This window comes from Ruthenibacterium intestinale (assembly GCF_040096265.1).
GTDB classification, from domain to species: domain Bacteria; phylum Bacillota; class Clostridia; order Oscillospirales; family Ruminococcaceae; genus Ruthenibacterium; species Ruthenibacterium komagatae.
This window is the reverse complement of the sequence record NZ_JBBMFA010000116.1, coordinates 39,893-55,423: the sequence shown is the minus strand read 5'-3', so window position 1 is coordinate 55,423 and position 15,531 is coordinate 39,893. Positions and strand designations below refer to the sequence as shown.

The window sequence follows — 15,531 nt, the reverse complement described above, 5'->3', positions numbered from 1 at the left end:
TCAGCATGGTATACGCGAACTGGGATTTCTATAACAGAGTCTGGCATGGCGAGCTGACTGCCCAGGAGTTTGAACGTTGGAGTTCACGGGCCAGCCTTGAGATGGACCGTGTGACCCATGGCAGAGCAGCCGGCGCGCCGAACACGATGACCGACGCGCTGGCGCAATGCTGCTGCGAATTGGCGGAAGCAATGTGCAGGCAGGATCAGGCCGCGAGCGCAAGCTGTGGTGGAGCAGTGGCCAGTGAGAATGTGGATGGTTACAGCGTGAGTTATCGTGATAGCGCAGGCGGTCTTGACGGCGCAGCGCAAAACACTCGGCTGAATATCTGCAGGAAATATTTGTGCCGGCCGGTCAACCTCATGTATACGGGGGTGCAGCGATGAATCAAGGCATTCGTAACGCAGACTGCACCCTGTTCCATAAAGAATGGAACGAAGAGGCGCGCCGAGACGTCTGGAGCTGCATGCAGTTACCCGGTGTCAGTTGGTACAGTAAAAAAGGGATCTCCGTCGGCACAACCGGAGAAACCGCCGAAGATACTGTCGTGATCCGGGTCTATACGCAGCAGGCACTGACCGTGGACACCGGCGACATCATCACGCCGGGCCTTGTTACAGCACAGGTCAACAGCTCCGCAGACATTCTTCGCCAGTTCCCGGACAGCGTCAAAGTGATGCGCGTGCGGGATAACCGGCGCGGCAGCCCACAGATGCGCCACTGGCGCATTGAGGGGGAATGACAAATGGCGCTGCTGTCAATCACGACACCGAGAGGAAGTCTCGTGCAAGTCGAGAGCGGAAACGGAACTGTGACGGCGGAGCTGCACTGGGATGCTTCTTTCGGTCGCCGGCGTACACAGGATTTCAACCGCGTGCAGTCCTTTATTGACAGTGAGGTCATCCGCCTCATGTCCCCCTACACCCCGATCCAAACGTCCATGCTCATCAAGAGCGCAACTCTGGGCACTGTCATCGGCTCCGGCAAGATCAAACAGATCGCACCCTATGCCGCATGGCAATACTACCGCACAAACATCACACGAAAATATGACCCGCGCCGGGGAGCGTACTGGTTCGAGCGCATGAAGATCGACCATGGTGACTACATCCTCAAAGGCGCGGCAGAGAAAGCAGGTGCAGGATACAATGTCTGACACGATCGTCGGAGCACTGCAGGAATATCTGGATCAGTGCCCGCTGCTGGAAGGGCGGCGGCTGAATGTGGACTATATTACACGCAGACCGCTGACCTATATGATCAGCCCTTCCCCCGTGGATAGCCTGGTGAAGCAGTATTACGGCGGAAGCGCGATCCGGCAGTACGTTTTCGTTTTGGCAAGCTGTAACCTCTACGGTGAAGACGTGCTCACGAACATTTCAAACAGCGGCTTTTTTGAGAAGCTGGAAGAATGGATGCGCCGGCAGACAAAACTGCGGCAGCTCCCTCAGTTGCCGGGTACGCGGACGGCTCAAAAGCTGGAGGCAGTGAGCACAGGATACCTGTACAATTCGACAGCCACCGAGGCACACTATCAAATACAGTGTCGCCTCACCTATCATCAAAAAGGAGATTGATACGCATGAAATTATCTGAACTCATGGCAGAAGTTGAACTTCAGCCTGATTTTGAAGGCGTAGTGACGGCGGATGATTACGTACTTGCAATCGGTCTTGCCGGCTCTGAGACCGGACCGGGCGACTATCTTGTCGCGCAGGAAGGTATTTCGGAACATTCCGGCGCAATGAGCGCACAGACCGCTGAAAACACCTATATCCGGGGCGGTACCCAGAGCACCAAAACCGGAACGACACGCACAATCAATGTCACCGGAGACCGATATGTAGGTGACGCATTCCAGGATGCGCTTACGGCTCATGCACTTAAATTCGGCACTGGCCAGGCGGTCATCAAGCCGTATGTGTATTTCAATATCATCACTGGCAAAGGCGAACAGGGGCTTGTGTCTATCGTGATCGACGAAGATCCGTCCGGTGCGGCCGGCAACAACGCAGGTTTCAAGGCGACGCTGACCGCTAAAGGAACGCCCAAGGAATACAACTACACGCAATCCTTAAGCACTATGAACAGCAAACCTGACGCTGAAGAGTCCCAAACTTAACCGAGTGCAACGCCTTCGCTGATCCGTTCAGCGGGGGCGTTGCCATCCCCATGACAAACACTTCCAGAAAGCGAGGATCACATACATGCTGAAAATACGCGAATACGAATTTGATTTTGACATCTCTGCGCCGGGCGACCTTGAAAAATACCTGCACAGTTGCGAAGTGATGGCAGAGAAAGAAAAACTCGCTCCCAAAATGCCGACCGATGTGCAGGACCCCCAGTACATGCAGGACTATTACAAATGGCTGAGCGCGTACTGCAAGATCCTCACGGACTGGATCGACGATATTCTGGGAGATGGCGCTTGTAACAAGCTGCTGGGTCCGAAGACCAGCCTTTCTGGTCTGATGAATGTGTACGATGAGATCAGCGAAGCCGCCACGGCCCAGGGCAACGCCATCGGCCAGCACATCCGCAAGTACATGCCCAATCGCGCCACGCGCAGAAAGGTAAAAGTCCAAAAATGAACATTTTACTGGAAGACGGCTTGCCGGAAGAGATTGACGGCATTCCCATCTATCCGGATTTCAGGAACATGATTCGTTTTGAACTTCTTTTGCAGGACGATCGTGTGCCGGAAATGTCGAAGATCACGGTCGGCCTTCAGTTGCTTTTTGCAGAAATGCCAACGGATGTTTTTAATGGCGTGGAAAAACTGCTTTGGTTCTATTCCGGTGGCCGGTCGGAAGAGGAGAAGAAGCGTGCAGCAGCCGCAGCACATCCGCCTCGTGCGTATGACTTTGAAAAAGACGCGGAGCTGATTTATGCCGCCTTTATGAGCACATACGGCATCAATCTGGCGACAGTGGAATATCTGCACTGGTGGGAATTCTTGGCGCTTCTTGAAACTTTGCCGGATACAACCCCAATGGGAATGATCATGTATTACCGGACAGTGGATCTCAGCGAGATCAAGGACAAGCATACCCGGAAATCGTTGGAGAAGAAGAAAGAACATTGGAAACTGGACCCGTTATTCAAACCCAAGGCGAACAACATCCAGGACATTGAACGCAACATGAAAGAACGGGTTCGCAGACGCTCGCAGCAAGCGCGGCTTGAGATGGAGAATGCCAGGAAGGAGGACGCTGATCGATGAGTTATGACGGTTCCCTGATATTTGACACTGAGATCAATACACAGGGATTTCAGACCGGAGCCAATAAACTGAATAGCATCGTCGGCGGCCTTGGCGTTTTCAAACTGATCGAAAAGGGGTTCTCTCTCGTGACCGGCTCCATCGACAAGGCTATGGGCCGAATCGACACGATGGAGCAGTTCAGCCGTGTCATGACGACCATGACCGGTGACGTGAATGCCACCAATGAGGCGCTGGATGAGACCACGGAGATCGTGACCGGAACAGCCTACGGTCTGGATTATGCCGGTCGGGCGGTCCAAAATTTCGTTTCTCGTGGTATGGAAATCGAGAAATCGACGGAAACCGTGCGTGCTTGGGGCGACGCAGTGGCTTTCTATGGGGATGGAAGCAATGCAGCTTTTGCCAGCGTGACAGATGCTTTGAGCAAGATGCAGACCAAGGGAACTGTGACGATGGAACACATGGAAATGCTTCTGAACGCAGGCATTCCGGCCATCGAGATGTATGCGGATGCAATCGGCGTCACTGCCGCTGATGTAACGGACATGATGAGTAGCGGCGAGCTGTCAGCGTCCAGCTTCATTAACACGATGAATCTGGCGATCAGCTCCGGCACAGCGCGCTTTCCGTCCCTGTCTGGCGCAGCGAAGGAAGCCGGTGCGAGCTGGGGTGCTACATTCGACAATATGGGCGCGGCGGTAACGCGCGGTGTTCAGAGCATCATCACTTCCATCGATGAAACACAGGAAGCCCTCGGACGTCCCACCATGCGCGATGCGGTCAAAACCTTCGGCAGCATGTTCGAGGATGCTTTGAAGCTGGTTGCCGCCGTATTGCCGCCGGTCATTGAGAATGTGGATCTGCTGACTATCGGTGTTGGCGGGCTTATGCTGGCATACGGGGCGAACCAGGCAATCAAAACATATACCAAGGCGACAGAGCTTGCATCTCTTGCACAGGCAGCCGCAGCGGCCAGCGGTCAGTTGCTTGTTCCAACACTGGATAAAAAGGCCCTGGCCGAAGCAAGAGCTACCGCTGCTGCAAAACTGGGCAAAAGTGCGACAGAACAGCAGATCGTAGCAGAGATGGCCAGCATGGGCGTGATCAACGCGAAGACCTTTGCATTGGGCGGTATGTCCGCAGGCTTATCTGCGTCCACGGTGGCGACCACACTGCTCACGGGCGCAACGACCGCACTGGGAACGGCGATCAAAGTACTGCTTGGCCCGGTCGGGCTGATTATCGCGGGACTCACGCTGCTGGGCGTTGCCGGCGCGGCACTGATTAAGTGGCTCACCGCAGATACTGCTGCGTACAAAGAACAGTCCGAAGCCGTTGAGGGGCTCGTCAGTGCACAAGAGAGCCTGAAGGAAACCACCGACTCCAGTGCCAAAAGCCATCAGGACAAAGTGAAATCGCTGAAAGCAGAGTCGGACGCATCCAAGAATCTTGCGGCACAGATCACGGAGCTGTCCCGAAAGGAGAATAAGTCCGCTGCGGACAAAGCACTGCTGGCGTCCTACGTGGAGCAGTTGAATGCACAGCAGGAAGGGCTGAACCTGGCATACGACGAAGAGGGCGACTATCTAAACCTCAACGCCGAGCAGATGAATGAATACATCGATGCCAAAATGGCGGTGGAAGAGAGCAATGCTCTCATCGAACGTCAGAATGAACTGTATCAGGAAGAAGCCACCCTGAAGCAGAACCTGCAGGAGCTGGATGAGAAGCAGGCGGAGCTGGACGCGCAGTTGGAGGAAAAAGCGATCAAGCAAAGTGAGTACAATGAACTCATGGAGCAACTGAACACGACCCGTGAGGCGTATATCCTTCAGGAAGAAGACATCGCTGCCCGGAAAGAAGCTGTTGATGCCCAAATCGCAGAACTTGACACAGCCTCGGCGCAGTCCATTATTGACAATGCGGAAGCTGTCGCCGCTGCGCAGGAAGAAGAAATGCAGCGCCGTGCGGATGCCCTGCAGACCTACACAGAAGCGGCCACCAATATGTTCGACCAGATCGAGACGAAGAGTGAGGTCACGGTCGGCGAGATGATCGCAAACCTGCAACACAACCAGGAAGTGCTCCGGCAGTGGAGCGACAATCTGGTGGTTCTGGCTCAGCGCGGTCTGGATGAAGGTCTGCTCCAACAGTTGAGGGATGCAGGACCCGAATCCGCCGCCACGGTGGCGGAGCTTGTCAATGCGTCGGACGCAGAGCTTGCTGAACTGAGCACTGTGTTTGCAAATGGATCGGAAGCCGCCACGCAGGCGCTCATGACAGAGCTTGGCTTGCCCGAGGTCACAAATTCCGGTTCGGAGATGGTTGATGACATTGCCGCTGGTGTGGACAAAAATCAGTCCCTGGAAGATTCCACGGTGCAACTGATCAAGGATACCAAAGCCGCAGCAGAGAGACAGGTCACTGCATCCAATTTCTCGACAATCGGCACTCAGATGATCAACGGGGCTATCGCCGGTATCAACGCCGGTCGCCCGTCTCTGATCAACGCCATGGCCGAGGCGGCGGCCGCCGCATATGACGCAGCACGCAGGAAACTGGAGATCAATTCCCCGTCCCGCTTGTTCGACCGCATGATTGGCCTTATGACCATGACAGGATGGACACGGGGCTTGAAACGAGGAAAATCCGGAATGGTCAACCAGATGAAAGAAAACGTGCAGGCAGCGATCGATACCGCCGGCGGAGTGTTGTCGTTCGGCTCCCGCATTACCCAGAGCATGAACAACATGCGCCAGGCTGTAGTCGGGAACAATCTGAGGCTTGCACACGCCGGTGTAGCCCCCGCCGGAATGTATCTTACGAACGGTGGGACGGTCAATAAGGTCTTTGAACAGAACATATACAGTCACGATGCACTCAGTCCTGCCGAAATGACCACGGAAGCCCTTGCGGCCATGGAAAGAGAAGAATGGAGGTTGCCTTAATTGCTGACATTTGAGTATATCACGGCGAAGCGATCCATCACATTCAGCGAGGATAGCGACTTCTGGATCACAAGTATCGACAGTTTGTCGTCAAATAACATCAATATTTCCGAGACACAGGGTGTGGGCCAAATCGGCTCCACACGATCGGCACAATCCGTGCAGCCGAAGGATATAACCATTTCGGGAACTCTGTTCGGGGATCTGAAAAGTAACCGGCGGGAACTTATTGCGTGTATCAGTCCTCTGGTGCCCGCCCGGTTTGTCATCCACGAGGACGGCGAAAGCTGGTATCTGGAGGGGACGCCCAAACGCACACCGGTTATGTCTGAAACGCAGGTACAGCAGGATTTCCAGTTTATCTTTCATTGCCCGTATCCGTACTGGCGCACGGTCGATGAGCAAAACACCCTTTTAGCAGGCATTAAAGCCATGTTCAGCTTCCCTTTTTACACCGGCGGATCGTGGTATATCTCGCAGTATGAAACAAGCGCATTTAAGCGCGTTTTGAATGACGGAGATGTTCCCATTGACCTCACGGTCACGTTTCAGGCCCGCGCCCAGGTCGAAAAACCGGAGGTCCTTCTGGTGGAGACCGGCGAAATACTCCGGATCACGAAAACCCTGCAGGCCGGCGAGAGTTTCATCGTTTCAACCGTTTACGGAAATAAACACGTGACGTATTGCCATGCGGACGGAGTCGAGGAGAACGGGTTCCGGTACCTTTCTCCGGACAGCAATATGAACATGCAACTGCAGCCGGGCGTTAATACGTTCCGCTACGATGCTGTGGATAACCGGGAAGGGTTACAGGTCACGGTTCTCGCGTCGAAAGGAGTGAGAGCCGGTGTATAAGGCTTAAACTTGGTTGCACATTAGTATGAGCTTGACCACCACCCACACTACTTGAACGTGTTGGTCCTTTGGTATTATTGACGCCACTGGCTGTAGGTGTTTGGCTGATCGCAGCGGCATAATCGGTGTATAGTAGCGCTGGGTTTCCTGAAAAATGATTGTGACTGGGTATTTGCTCCACGGTGAGAGTTACGGACTTTTGTCCATCTTGCATTCCCAAAGAATTAGCATCGGAAACTGGCTTCAGCTTCCGATGCTAATTTAGGTGGCATTTTCGGCTCGAAAAGTATATCTCTTACGGCTGATCAAAACGGCCCTCATGCACACTCATACACCTTATATGATGGCTATACTGGTACGGGAACCAGATATCCACAAACTGCAGATCTTGCTCCAAATGCAACCACTGCTACTGATAAGTCAGGTTCAGGTGCAGCTCACGAAAACAGGCAACCATCACTATACCTTTATTATGTAATTAAGATATAGTGATGGTTGCATCATGTCGACAAGATCAGGTGTTCGGTCTACCATGAAGCGATGCCATTCCGATCCGCCAGTCGCAACTTGCCAAGCTTCTGGAGCAAAAGGGATATTCGCCTGTTTCAAAGACTTCCTCTTTTCGCCAGCAGTACCGCCTAAATTAGCATCGGAAGCTGAAGCCAGTTTCCGATGCTAATTTAGGGACTAAGATGGGAGCGAAAAACATTTCGTTGACAGCCACGCAAAACGGCCGTCATGCACATTTTATGCCCATTGATTATGGTTCATCTGGCGGCACAATGCGTGGTGTTCCTCACTGGTCTGATAGTGCGAAATATGATGAATATCACGTATTTGATACCGGATACTCCGGAGAGGGAGCAGCCCATGAAAATCGACAGCCAAGTCTATACCTTTATCAAATAATAAAGATATAGCGAAGGCTGTGTGTTATTGTGGGCTTGTCCCCCACCAGTCGAGGAGGTGTCATATCGATTGGTTTTTGAAGGTACTCCATAGTTCGATCCGGATTGAGCTGTAGCAGACACGATATCACGAAAGCTGTATTGATGCGAATGCGTCGGGATCTGGTCTATCGAAAGTGTCACAACTTTCTCACCAGCCGTACTGCCAAAATTAGCATCGGAAACTGGCTTCAGCTTCCGATGCTAATTTAGGAAAGGTTGAAGGAAGTGATAGCGTTATAATTAAAAAGGCAAATTTACCCCCAAGTGCGCTCACATTTAAGGCTGGTGCATACAAAGAAGCATCTTCATCTCTTGGCATCGTTCCCCAAACAGATTCATTGGGTTCACGCAGTGACATTGGCTCCAGCGGATGGGCCGGAACAGCGCTTTCAACCATTCAGCGAAGTTTAAATCTTAACCAAATAATTAAGATATAGCGAAGGTTGCATAATACCAAGATTTGTATACGCATTTCCCGCATTAGAGGTGGTAGTGGCAATATTATCTTTATCATTCCAGCTTTGCCAACATCCAAAGCCCCAAGCGGAATCTACTTTCACTGGCCCTATGATAGTATTACCTGGAATGTTGCTGTCCTGAATTGCTGCTCCTTTTGTACCTGCTAGAGTCCCTAAATTAGCATCGGAAGCTTTACGCAAGAATACAGCACAGCAGCCAGAAAAATGTTACCCTTCTTTTATATAAAAGGAGGGCATTCTTATGCGAAAAAAGCTGCAAATTTATAACGGCATCGTCGCCTACAAAGCCGATAAAACACCCATTAAACGGGCGTTTTACGGTAAGACAAAGGCTGATGCGCGGCAGAAATATGCCACGTATCTGGAAGAACGAGGACAACCGGACAAGCCCAATGATCTGTATACTGTGGCGGGCTGGGCGTCGCAGTGGCTGCTCCTGTACAAACGTCCGTACATCACAGATCCAGCATACAGCACGACATATGAGCTGCCGGTTCGACGTCACATTCTTCCGGCACTGGGGTCAATGTTGCTGGTGGACGTGGTGCCGGCAGACATTCTGCGATTTTATCAGCAAGCATCGGCGCTATCGCCAAGTATGTGTGGAAAGATTCGCATGGCCGTGAACGGTATCTTTCGGTCAGCAGTGAGTAATGGACTATGCTCCACCAATCCGGCAGATGGCTGCAAATTGGAGAGCATGGCCATAGCACAGATCAAGGAGGTGTACAATGATCAGCAAATCGAGATCGCCTCCCGGTGGTTTTTAAACCGGATGCCAGAGGTTGTATTACTATTGGAAACAGGAATGCGCCGTGGAGAACTGCTCGGGCTGCATACGGATGACATAGATCGCCGCCGAAAGCTATACCGTGTGAGCCGAAGTATTGTATGGGTAAATGGTCAAGCTGAAGAGCGTGCCCCAAAATGCCGCAGTTTTCGTGTGTGCCCGCTCTCTGATCGTGCACTACAAGCAGTAGATGCGCTTCAGCGTCTATATAGCGGGAAATACCTCGTTTCTGGAGATACTGCAATTCGACCGGATACATGGAGCCGACACCTCAAGGCAGAGATGGCTCACATGGCAGAAGTGTATCCGAGCATGCCACAGCTAACCGCCCACGAGCTGCGGCATACCTACGGCACATATTTACGTCGGCATGGGGCTGATATTTATTCGATAAGTAAAATATTAGGACATCGTGATATTAACGTGACCGCGCGTATTTACGTGCATAACGAACTCTCGGAGCTACGAAAAGCTGTGCGCTGGTGTAACCGCCGAGAGCCTATAAGAGAGGAGTTTTTCTATGAGTCTGCTGAGATTGGCAAACGGCCATAAATACGAGATCGACCAGCCCAATGAGGGCGAAGGAATGCTGCGAAATCGCAAGCGCAATACCGTCAAGATTACTTTCCGGGCCGGCGCAGAGCAGTTTGATGCGATCCGGGAAGACATCAAACCTGCGAACCTGGAACCCTTTACGATTTATTATCCGGACAATGAAACCGCCGATGAGCCGGACGAGCAGCTCGAAGGCGTCAGCAATAAGGTCTTTGAAGGCTACACACTCATTGGTGACTGGGAAGACAAAGAAGTCGAAGTACAGCAGGAAACCAGCAAGACAGCGGCTGTATATGGTCGGCAGTTGTCCGTGACCATCGGTGAAAGTTTACTCACAGACTGACCAAATAAACAAACGGCTTTGCACACTTGCAAAGCCGTTTTTAAGTACAAAAATGTAAAGGAGATTGATGATCTATGGCACAAAAAGCATTGTTTTTTATGGATAGCATGAGGCTCACTCAGGCTGCAAATGTTGGCAGTCACAAAGGTTCTCTGGCTACTGACTGGGGCGGAGCCAGTCCTTTGACCGTGGACCCGACCTATGCACCGTTTGACGGTACGATTATCCGCATTCGTACCGATGGTCAAAATAGCCATGAGACCTATTTCCAGTCGGATGCGCCGGTGCAGTTTGCCAACGGCGTGGTCGACTACCTGATGATGACCATCATGCACGATGATGTCATCGATGTGAAGGAAGGCCAACAGCTCAAGCGTGGCGAAAAACTGGGCGATGAGGGCGGCTGGTATCGTGGAAAGGCCGCTCAGCTTGCCAACCATGCGCATGTAGAGTTCAGCCGTGGCCGCTACACCAAAACGACTGCCCGCCAGACGGCAAACAGCCAGGGCGTGTACTGCTCTCCGAACCAGGTGGCCATCGAGGACGCTCTTTTCGTACCCGCTGATTGCACGGTTCTGAATGGTGGTGGCCTGAACTGGAGATATACAGATGAATGCCTGACTGAAGAGAGTATCAAGCCTTTCAGTGGAGAGGATGTGGTGGTACAGATTGGCGTTGCATCCAGCGGAGATGTGCATCTGTTGCGTCAGTTCGCGGAAGGCCTAAAGCTCGGTTTCAGTGCAACACCCGCTGAAAATGGCGAGCTTGTGCTGATTGGCCCGGCCAGCTCCGGCGACCAGATCGCCTGCATCCGGATCGGCCGTAAGCTGGGCTTTGAGCCGGTGCAGTATGGTACCTCTACCGACAAGCAGGGCCGTGTAGAGATCACGGCAGACATTGGTTTGCGCGTGCGCACGGGTGCCAACCTGCAGAGCATCCAGATCAGCAGCGTCCATGATGGGGAGCAGTATGACGTGCTCGATGAACAGAACGGCTGGTACTTCATTGACATTTCCGGCAAAGGTGCCGGCGGATGGGTATGCGGCGACTATGTGAAAGAGGTGGCATAATGTCGACGATTGTGCTTGTTTTAATCATCGCGATCACTGTAGAAGCGCTCATTGAGTATGCAAAAACTGTGGCAAAAACGGTGCTGGAAAAGCAGTACAAAGTGGGCATCACGCAGGGCGTTGCGATCATTGTTTCGGTGCTGCTTTGCTTTGCGGTCGGGGTGGATTTTTATGCCGCTTTGGGGGTCACTTTTGCGGCCCCATGGATTGGCATTTTGCTGACGGGTATTTTCGCCTCCAGAGGGGCTAATTTTGTATCTGATCTCTTCAAAAAGCTGCAGTCTTTGTCCACGAGTGCCGCACAGTAACCGATTGTTTTAGGCACTTTTTTGCCGTAGCTAAATAGGTATTTAAAAGGCGTTTACATGGGATTAAAATCCGGTGTAAACGCCTTTTTTGTTTATAGAGTTATGTTGAATTCTGGACGGGCTCAATTCTCATTCTTCGTGAAAGAAATTCTCATTCTTCGTGAAAGGCAACACTCATCGCACTGCGCCATCGGTCGTCACTCCTTTCCGTCCATGGGCTTGATCAGCGACTGAACAAATGCGATCTCCTCATGGGTGAGGCCGTATTTTTCGTACAGAGCCCGGTCCGTCCAGGCGCGGGAAAAGTCCTGTTCCGGCACCAGCGAAAAGCACTGCCGCGTCACATGCTGCGACACAGCCACCTGCCCCACCAGAAAGCGCACAAACCGGGTGCGCAGATACTGTTCCAAATGGACCGCTTCCCGTTTGCGGTCGAAGCTGCCCGCCACCAGATACGTCTCCGTACAGACTGTGCCCGGCGCCAGCAGTTCCATGGTGGACAGGATTCGGAAACGGCCGCTTTTGTCCGGCTGGCCCGCGTGCTCCGCGGTCAGATAAGACAGCATCACTTTCCACTGACCGATCATCTCGGCGCCTTTTCGGACCTCTTCCCGGGGAAAGGGCCCGGTTCCACCGTTGTACCGCAGCGTCAACGCGCCTGTTTCTCCGGGCCTTACATTGGTGGCCAGGCCAAAGGGCTTGCGGCTGGAAACCCGCTGGGCCAAACTCGGCTCGGCCAGAGCCTGTACCTTGTGCACAATGGACACGGCCGCCGGGTAGCGGATCAGTGTGGGAAATTCGTCCAGAAAACGCACGGCATGCTGCCGCGCTCCCTTGCGGAAATTGGTAAAGTCACAGGGTCCGTCGTACTCCCGCTGCCAGAGGAAATAGCATGCGCCGCCCGCGATGTCCACACCGGGGAAGCAGTCCAGCGAATTGGTATAATCCACCAGATGGGAAATGCGCCGGTCGTGAAGCATCTCGTCCCGGAAACGATCCAATCCCTTTCCGCCGGAGTACCACTTTGCGGGAATGATCAGGCTGGCACACCGGGGCGCCAGCGCCTTCGCCTGCTGCACAAACAGCGGGTACACCGGTGACGCACTGGCGCCGTTTCCGCCGTCCTTGCGCTGATAGGGCGGATTGCCCACCACCGCGTCAAAACGCAGCGTCCCATGCCCCCGCAAAAGAGCCTGATACGTCTCGGTTTGGCCCGTGCTCCAATTTTTCAACCGGCAGGGGCTTTCCGGTCTTCCCGGCGGGCAGGCAGAGACCGCATCCATCTGCCACAGATTCCAGGACAGCACCTCGGCCGCGGCCAGCAGCTCATGCTCCGCAGGCGCGCGGTTCAGGCGGTCGCGCACCGCCTCTTCAAAGGTGTGCAGCAAATTTTCCCGGGCCAGCAGAAGACTGTCGCCCTGAAACTCAAAACCGTACACACTGCGCACCGCCCGCAGCGTAAGACACATCCATTCCTCTTCGCTTTGGGCCGCAACGCCCGCAGCACGCAGTTTGCGGTCCAGCATTCCGGTTCGTTTGGAAAGAGGAATCCGTCTGCCGGTCACCGCATCGCGCCCGCCCGCCAGATAAGGCGCCTCGCCGCAGGCCAGCTCCAGCCGGGGCGCATCCACGTACTCCGTCTGCCCGCGCCCTGTCCAGAACAAATCCGTCAGATCATTCTGGGCGGCACAGATCCACGCGGGGGTAAACACTTCGCCCCGCGCGCGGGTGCGGCGGGTCTTCTGCTCCTGCTGTTTTTGGGCGCGGGGCCGCAGAACCGCCCGCAGCTCGGCCGTCAATTCCCGCTGCGGCGCAAATTCCGGTCCCAGCGGGGCATAATCGTCCACCGCCCATACAATGCGGCCGCCGGTGGTTTGGTCCCGCAGAAGCATCTCCCGCACGGAGGCGCTCCATTCTGATTTTTCCGCTTTTTTCATGGCGCTCCTCCCTGGCGATTGATAGCACTATTGTATCATTCCCGTGCGGCAAACACAAATTGAAAATGCGACAAAAAAGGCGGGAGACCTGTGTCTCCCGCCCTGTGCTCTTGTTATTGCAACTCAGAAAACTCGGTGCGGCCGCCCACAACAATGTGCTTCAGCTGCACATCCTCGTCAAAGACCAGCAGGTCCGCAGCCTTGCCCACCTGAATGGACCCGGTGCGAGTCCCGATGCCCAGCATCTCGGCCGGTGTCAGAGACGCCATGCGCACCACATCGTGCAGCGGAGCGCCGGTCAGCTTGCGGAAAGTGCGCACCAGCATATCGGTGGTCGCCACACTGCCCGCGAAGGCACTGCGGTCCATCAGCTTGGCCACGCCGTCCTCTTTGATGCAGGGAACGCCGCCCAGAGAATACTCGCCGTCAGGCATACCAGCGGCGCACATGCTGTCGGTGACCAGGCACACCCGGCGGGGGCCCTTCACCTTATAAATCAGCTGCAGCAGTTCTGCGGGCAGATGGCTGCCGTCCGCAATGGCTTCCACATACATCTCATCCAGCAGATAGCCCGCCTCGATGGCGCCTGCATGACGATAGGCATGCTTGCGCTGGACCGTGGTCATGCAGGAGTAGAAGTGCGTCAGGCACCGCAGGCCCATATCATGGGCGTGCATCACCTGTTTGCAGTCCGCATCGGAGTGCGCCAGGCTGGAAATCACGCCATGCTGGTGCAGTGCTTCCAAAAAGCGGTCCGAACCATCCAGTTCCACCGCAAAAGACCAGCGGCGGACGCGGTCTGTGCGGCGCAGCACCTCTTCGTACTCATCCGGCTGCGGATTGCGCAGATACTCGGGGTTCTGGGCTCCGGCCTGAGAGGCTGCGAAATACGGTCCTTCCAAATGCAACCCCAGAATGTGGGGGCAGCCCTCGCGCTCCAGATCCAGCTGATTGAAGCCGTCCACAAAATCCAGCAGATCCTGCCGGCTTCCGGTCAGGGTGGTGGGCACGATGCTGGTGGTGCCGTGCAGCATATGGCAGCGGGCCGCGGTATAAACGGCCTCGCCCCCTTCCATAAAGTCGTGGCCGCCCGCGCCGTGCACATGCACGTCGATGAAACCGGGCGACAGGTACATGCCCTGACAATCCACCGTCACATCCGCGCCGTCCAGGCAGGCGTCCGGCCCGAAGGCGATCGCGGAGATGGTGTCGTTTTCCGTCATCAGGCAGCCTTCGCGCACGGCGTCCGGCAGGACGATGCGCGCGTTTTTATAACAGGTTTTCATGATGGGATCGCTCCTTTACAGGCAGCGCACCGCACCGCGGAAGCGCTCCAGGAATTGGTTGTTCCACTCGTCGCCGCCCGGGCAGTTGCCGCTGCGCCAGACCGGCGGATTCACGCCTTCGTTGACCAGCATGTTGATGGCCTCGATGACCACGCAGTTCATCACGTAGGCGTTCGCATAGGTGGACAGGGCGCCGATCTTCTGCTCAAAGCCCGGAATTTCCAGCGTGGCGTCGCCCAGCTTGACCTTGCAGTCGATGCTGCAATCCACAACGTCGTGCAGATTCTTTTTGCTGGGATGACGGGCGGGATGATCCAGCGGGCAGGTTTCGGCGTGCTCGTGGCTGCTGACGCCGATGACCTTGGCGCCGTGCGCCTTGGCGGTCAGGGCCGCGTCGATGGTGGCGGAGTTGATGCCGTACGCATTGACGATCCACAGAAGATCGCCCTCGCCGATGCCGTAATCTTCCACTACGATTTTGCCGTAACCGGGCAGGCGCTCGGTCTGCATGGATTTCAGCGCACCGCTGCTGAGCATGGTCTCCTGGTTCAGAATGGCGCTGATGTGCATCAGGCCGCCGGCGCGGAAGAACACTTCCATGGCCGCCAGGTTGGAATGGCCGCCCGGGCCGAACACATATACCAGCTTATCCTGTTTGACCTGATCCGCGATCATGCGGGCAGCTTTCAGGATGTTCTCGCGCTCGGTGGCGCGGATTTCGTTGATGATCTTGAGAATTTCATCGTAGTACAGATCGGTCAGAAGTCCCTGTTCCATTTGT

At 54.6% G+C, this 15,531-nt stretch carries 18 protein-coding genes; 14 read left to right on the top strand and 4 right to left on the bottom strand.

Annotation, left to right across the window (positions count from 1 at the left end):
- Positions 1-5 precede the first annotated feature (5 nt).
- The 10 genes from WMO24_RS15585 to WMO24_RS15540 all read left to right on the top strand — a co-directional run bounded on the left by WMO24_RS15585 (position 6) and on the right by WMO24_RS15540 (position 7,941).
- Positions 6-386: a head-tail connector protein gene (locus WMO24_RS15585; RefSeq protein ID WP_349217307.1), complete on the top strand. Its 381-nt coding sequence runs from the start codon at positions 6-8 to the stop codon at positions 384-386.
- Positions 383-742, top strand: a complete 360-nt coding sequence (locus WMO24_RS15580) for a DUF6751 family protein (RefSeq protein ID WP_349217306.1) — start codon at positions 383-385, stop codon at positions 740-742. Before WMO24_RS15585 ends, WMO24_RS15580 begins: the two co-directional genes overlap by 4 nt.
- A 3-nt stretch (positions 743-745) precedes the next feature.
- Complete coding sequence (locus tag WMO24_RS15575) at positions 746-1,156, top strand: hypothetical protein (RefSeq protein ID WP_349217305.1); 411 nt, start codon at positions 746-748, stop codon at positions 1,154-1,156.
- The gene (locus WMO24_RS15570; RefSeq protein ID WP_349217304.1) at positions 1,149-1,577 is read left to right on the top strand and encodes a hypothetical protein; all 429 of its coding nucleotides are present in this window, start codon (positions 1,149-1,151) and stop codon (positions 1,575-1,577) included. The genes WMO24_RS15575 and WMO24_RS15570 overlap by 8 nt, the downstream gene beginning before the upstream one ends.
- A 5-nt stretch (positions 1,578-1,582) precedes the next feature.
- A complete protein-coding gene (locus WMO24_RS15565; RefSeq protein WP_349217303.1) occupies positions 1,583-2,122 on the top strand; it encodes a phage tail tube protein in 540 nt (179 codons plus the stop codon).
- Positions 2,123-2,207: 85 nt separating this feature from the next.
- Positions 2,208-2,594 (top strand): DUF6673 family protein, encoded by a 387-nt coding sequence (locus WMO24_RS15560; RefSeq protein WP_349217302.1) that lies wholly within the window; start codon positions 2,208-2,210, stop codon positions 2,592-2,594.
- On the top strand, positions 2,591-3,226 hold the full coding sequence (locus WMO24_RS15555; protein ID WP_349217301.1) for a bacteriophage Gp15 family protein: 636 nt from the start codon (positions 2,591-2,593) through the stop codon (positions 3,224-3,226). The genes WMO24_RS15560 and WMO24_RS15555 overlap by 4 nt, the downstream gene beginning before the upstream one ends.
- On the top strand, positions 3,223-6,177 hold the full coding sequence (locus WMO24_RS15550; RefSeq protein ID WP_349217300.1) for a tape measure protein: 2,955 nt from the start codon (positions 3,223-3,225) through the stop codon (positions 6,175-6,177). Before WMO24_RS15555 ends, WMO24_RS15550 begins: the two co-directional genes overlap by 4 nt.
- Entirely contained in the window at positions 6,178-7,032 is an 855-nt protein-coding gene (locus tag WMO24_RS15545) for a phage distal tail protein (RefSeq protein ID WP_349217299.1), read from the top strand.
- A gap of 762 nt (positions 7,033-7,794) precedes the next feature.
- Positions 7,795-7,941 (top strand): hypothetical protein, encoded by a 147-nt coding sequence (locus WMO24_RS15540; protein WP_349217298.1) that lies wholly within the window; start codon positions 7,795-7,797, stop codon positions 7,939-7,941.
- A 210-nt stretch (positions 7,942-8,151) separates the two neighbouring features.
- On the opposite strand, the gene WMO24_RS15535 is transcribed toward WMO24_RS15540, so the two are convergent.
- Positions 8,152-8,340, bottom strand: coding sequence for a hypothetical protein (locus tag WMO24_RS15535; RefSeq protein WP_349217297.1), 189 nt, complete (start codon positions 8,338-8,340; stop codon positions 8,152-8,154).
- A 362-nt stretch (positions 8,341-8,702) separates the two neighbouring features.
- Between WMO24_RS15535 and WMO24_RS15530 the strand changes: the two genes are divergently transcribed.
- The 4 genes from WMO24_RS15530 (at position 8,703) to WMO24_RS15515 (ending at position 11,527) form a co-directional block, all read left to right on the top strand.
- Positions 8,703-9,803 (top strand): tyrosine-type recombinase/integrase, encoded by a 1,101-nt coding sequence (locus WMO24_RS15530; protein ID WP_349217296.1) that lies wholly within the window; start codon positions 8,703-8,705, stop codon positions 9,801-9,803.
- On the top strand, positions 9,772-10,149 hold the full coding sequence (locus WMO24_RS15525) for a hypothetical protein (protein ID WP_349217295.1): 378 nt from the start codon (positions 9,772-9,774) through the stop codon (positions 10,147-10,149). The genes WMO24_RS15530 and WMO24_RS15525 overlap by 32 nt, the downstream gene beginning before the upstream one ends.
- 98 nt (positions 10,150-10,247) lie before the next feature.
- Positions 10,248-11,219 (top strand): SH3 domain-containing protein, encoded by a 972-nt coding sequence (locus WMO24_RS15520; protein ID WP_349217294.1) that lies wholly within the window; start codon positions 10,248-10,250, stop codon positions 11,217-11,219.
- A complete protein-coding gene (locus WMO24_RS15515; protein WP_349217293.1) occupies positions 11,219-11,527 on the top strand; it encodes a hypothetical protein in 309 nt (102 codons plus the stop codon). Before WMO24_RS15520 ends, WMO24_RS15515 begins: the two co-directional genes overlap by 1 nt.
- A 197-nt stretch (positions 11,528-11,724) precedes the next feature.
- On the opposite strand, the gene WMO24_RS15510 is transcribed toward WMO24_RS15515, so the two are convergent.
- The 3 genes from WMO24_RS15510 to WMO24_RS15500 form a co-directional block, all read right to left on the bottom strand.
- Positions 11,725-13,464, bottom strand: coding sequence for an Eco57I restriction-modification methylase domain-containing protein (locus tag WMO24_RS15510; RefSeq protein ID WP_349217292.1), 1,740 nt, complete (start codon positions 13,462-13,464; stop codon positions 11,725-11,727).
- Between the two features lie 113 nt (positions 13,465-13,577).
- Entirely contained in the window at positions 13,578-14,750 is a 1,173-nt protein-coding gene (gene nagA / locus WMO24_RS15505) for an N-acetylglucosamine-6-phosphate deacetylase (protein WP_349217291.1), read from the bottom strand.
- Between the two features lie 15 nt (positions 14,751-14,765).
- Positions 14,766-15,527, bottom strand: a complete 762-nt coding sequence (locus WMO24_RS15500) for a sugar isomerase domain-containing protein (RefSeq protein ID WP_349217290.1) — start codon at positions 15,525-15,527, stop codon at positions 14,766-14,768.
- Positions 15,528-15,531 lie beyond the last annotated feature (4 nt).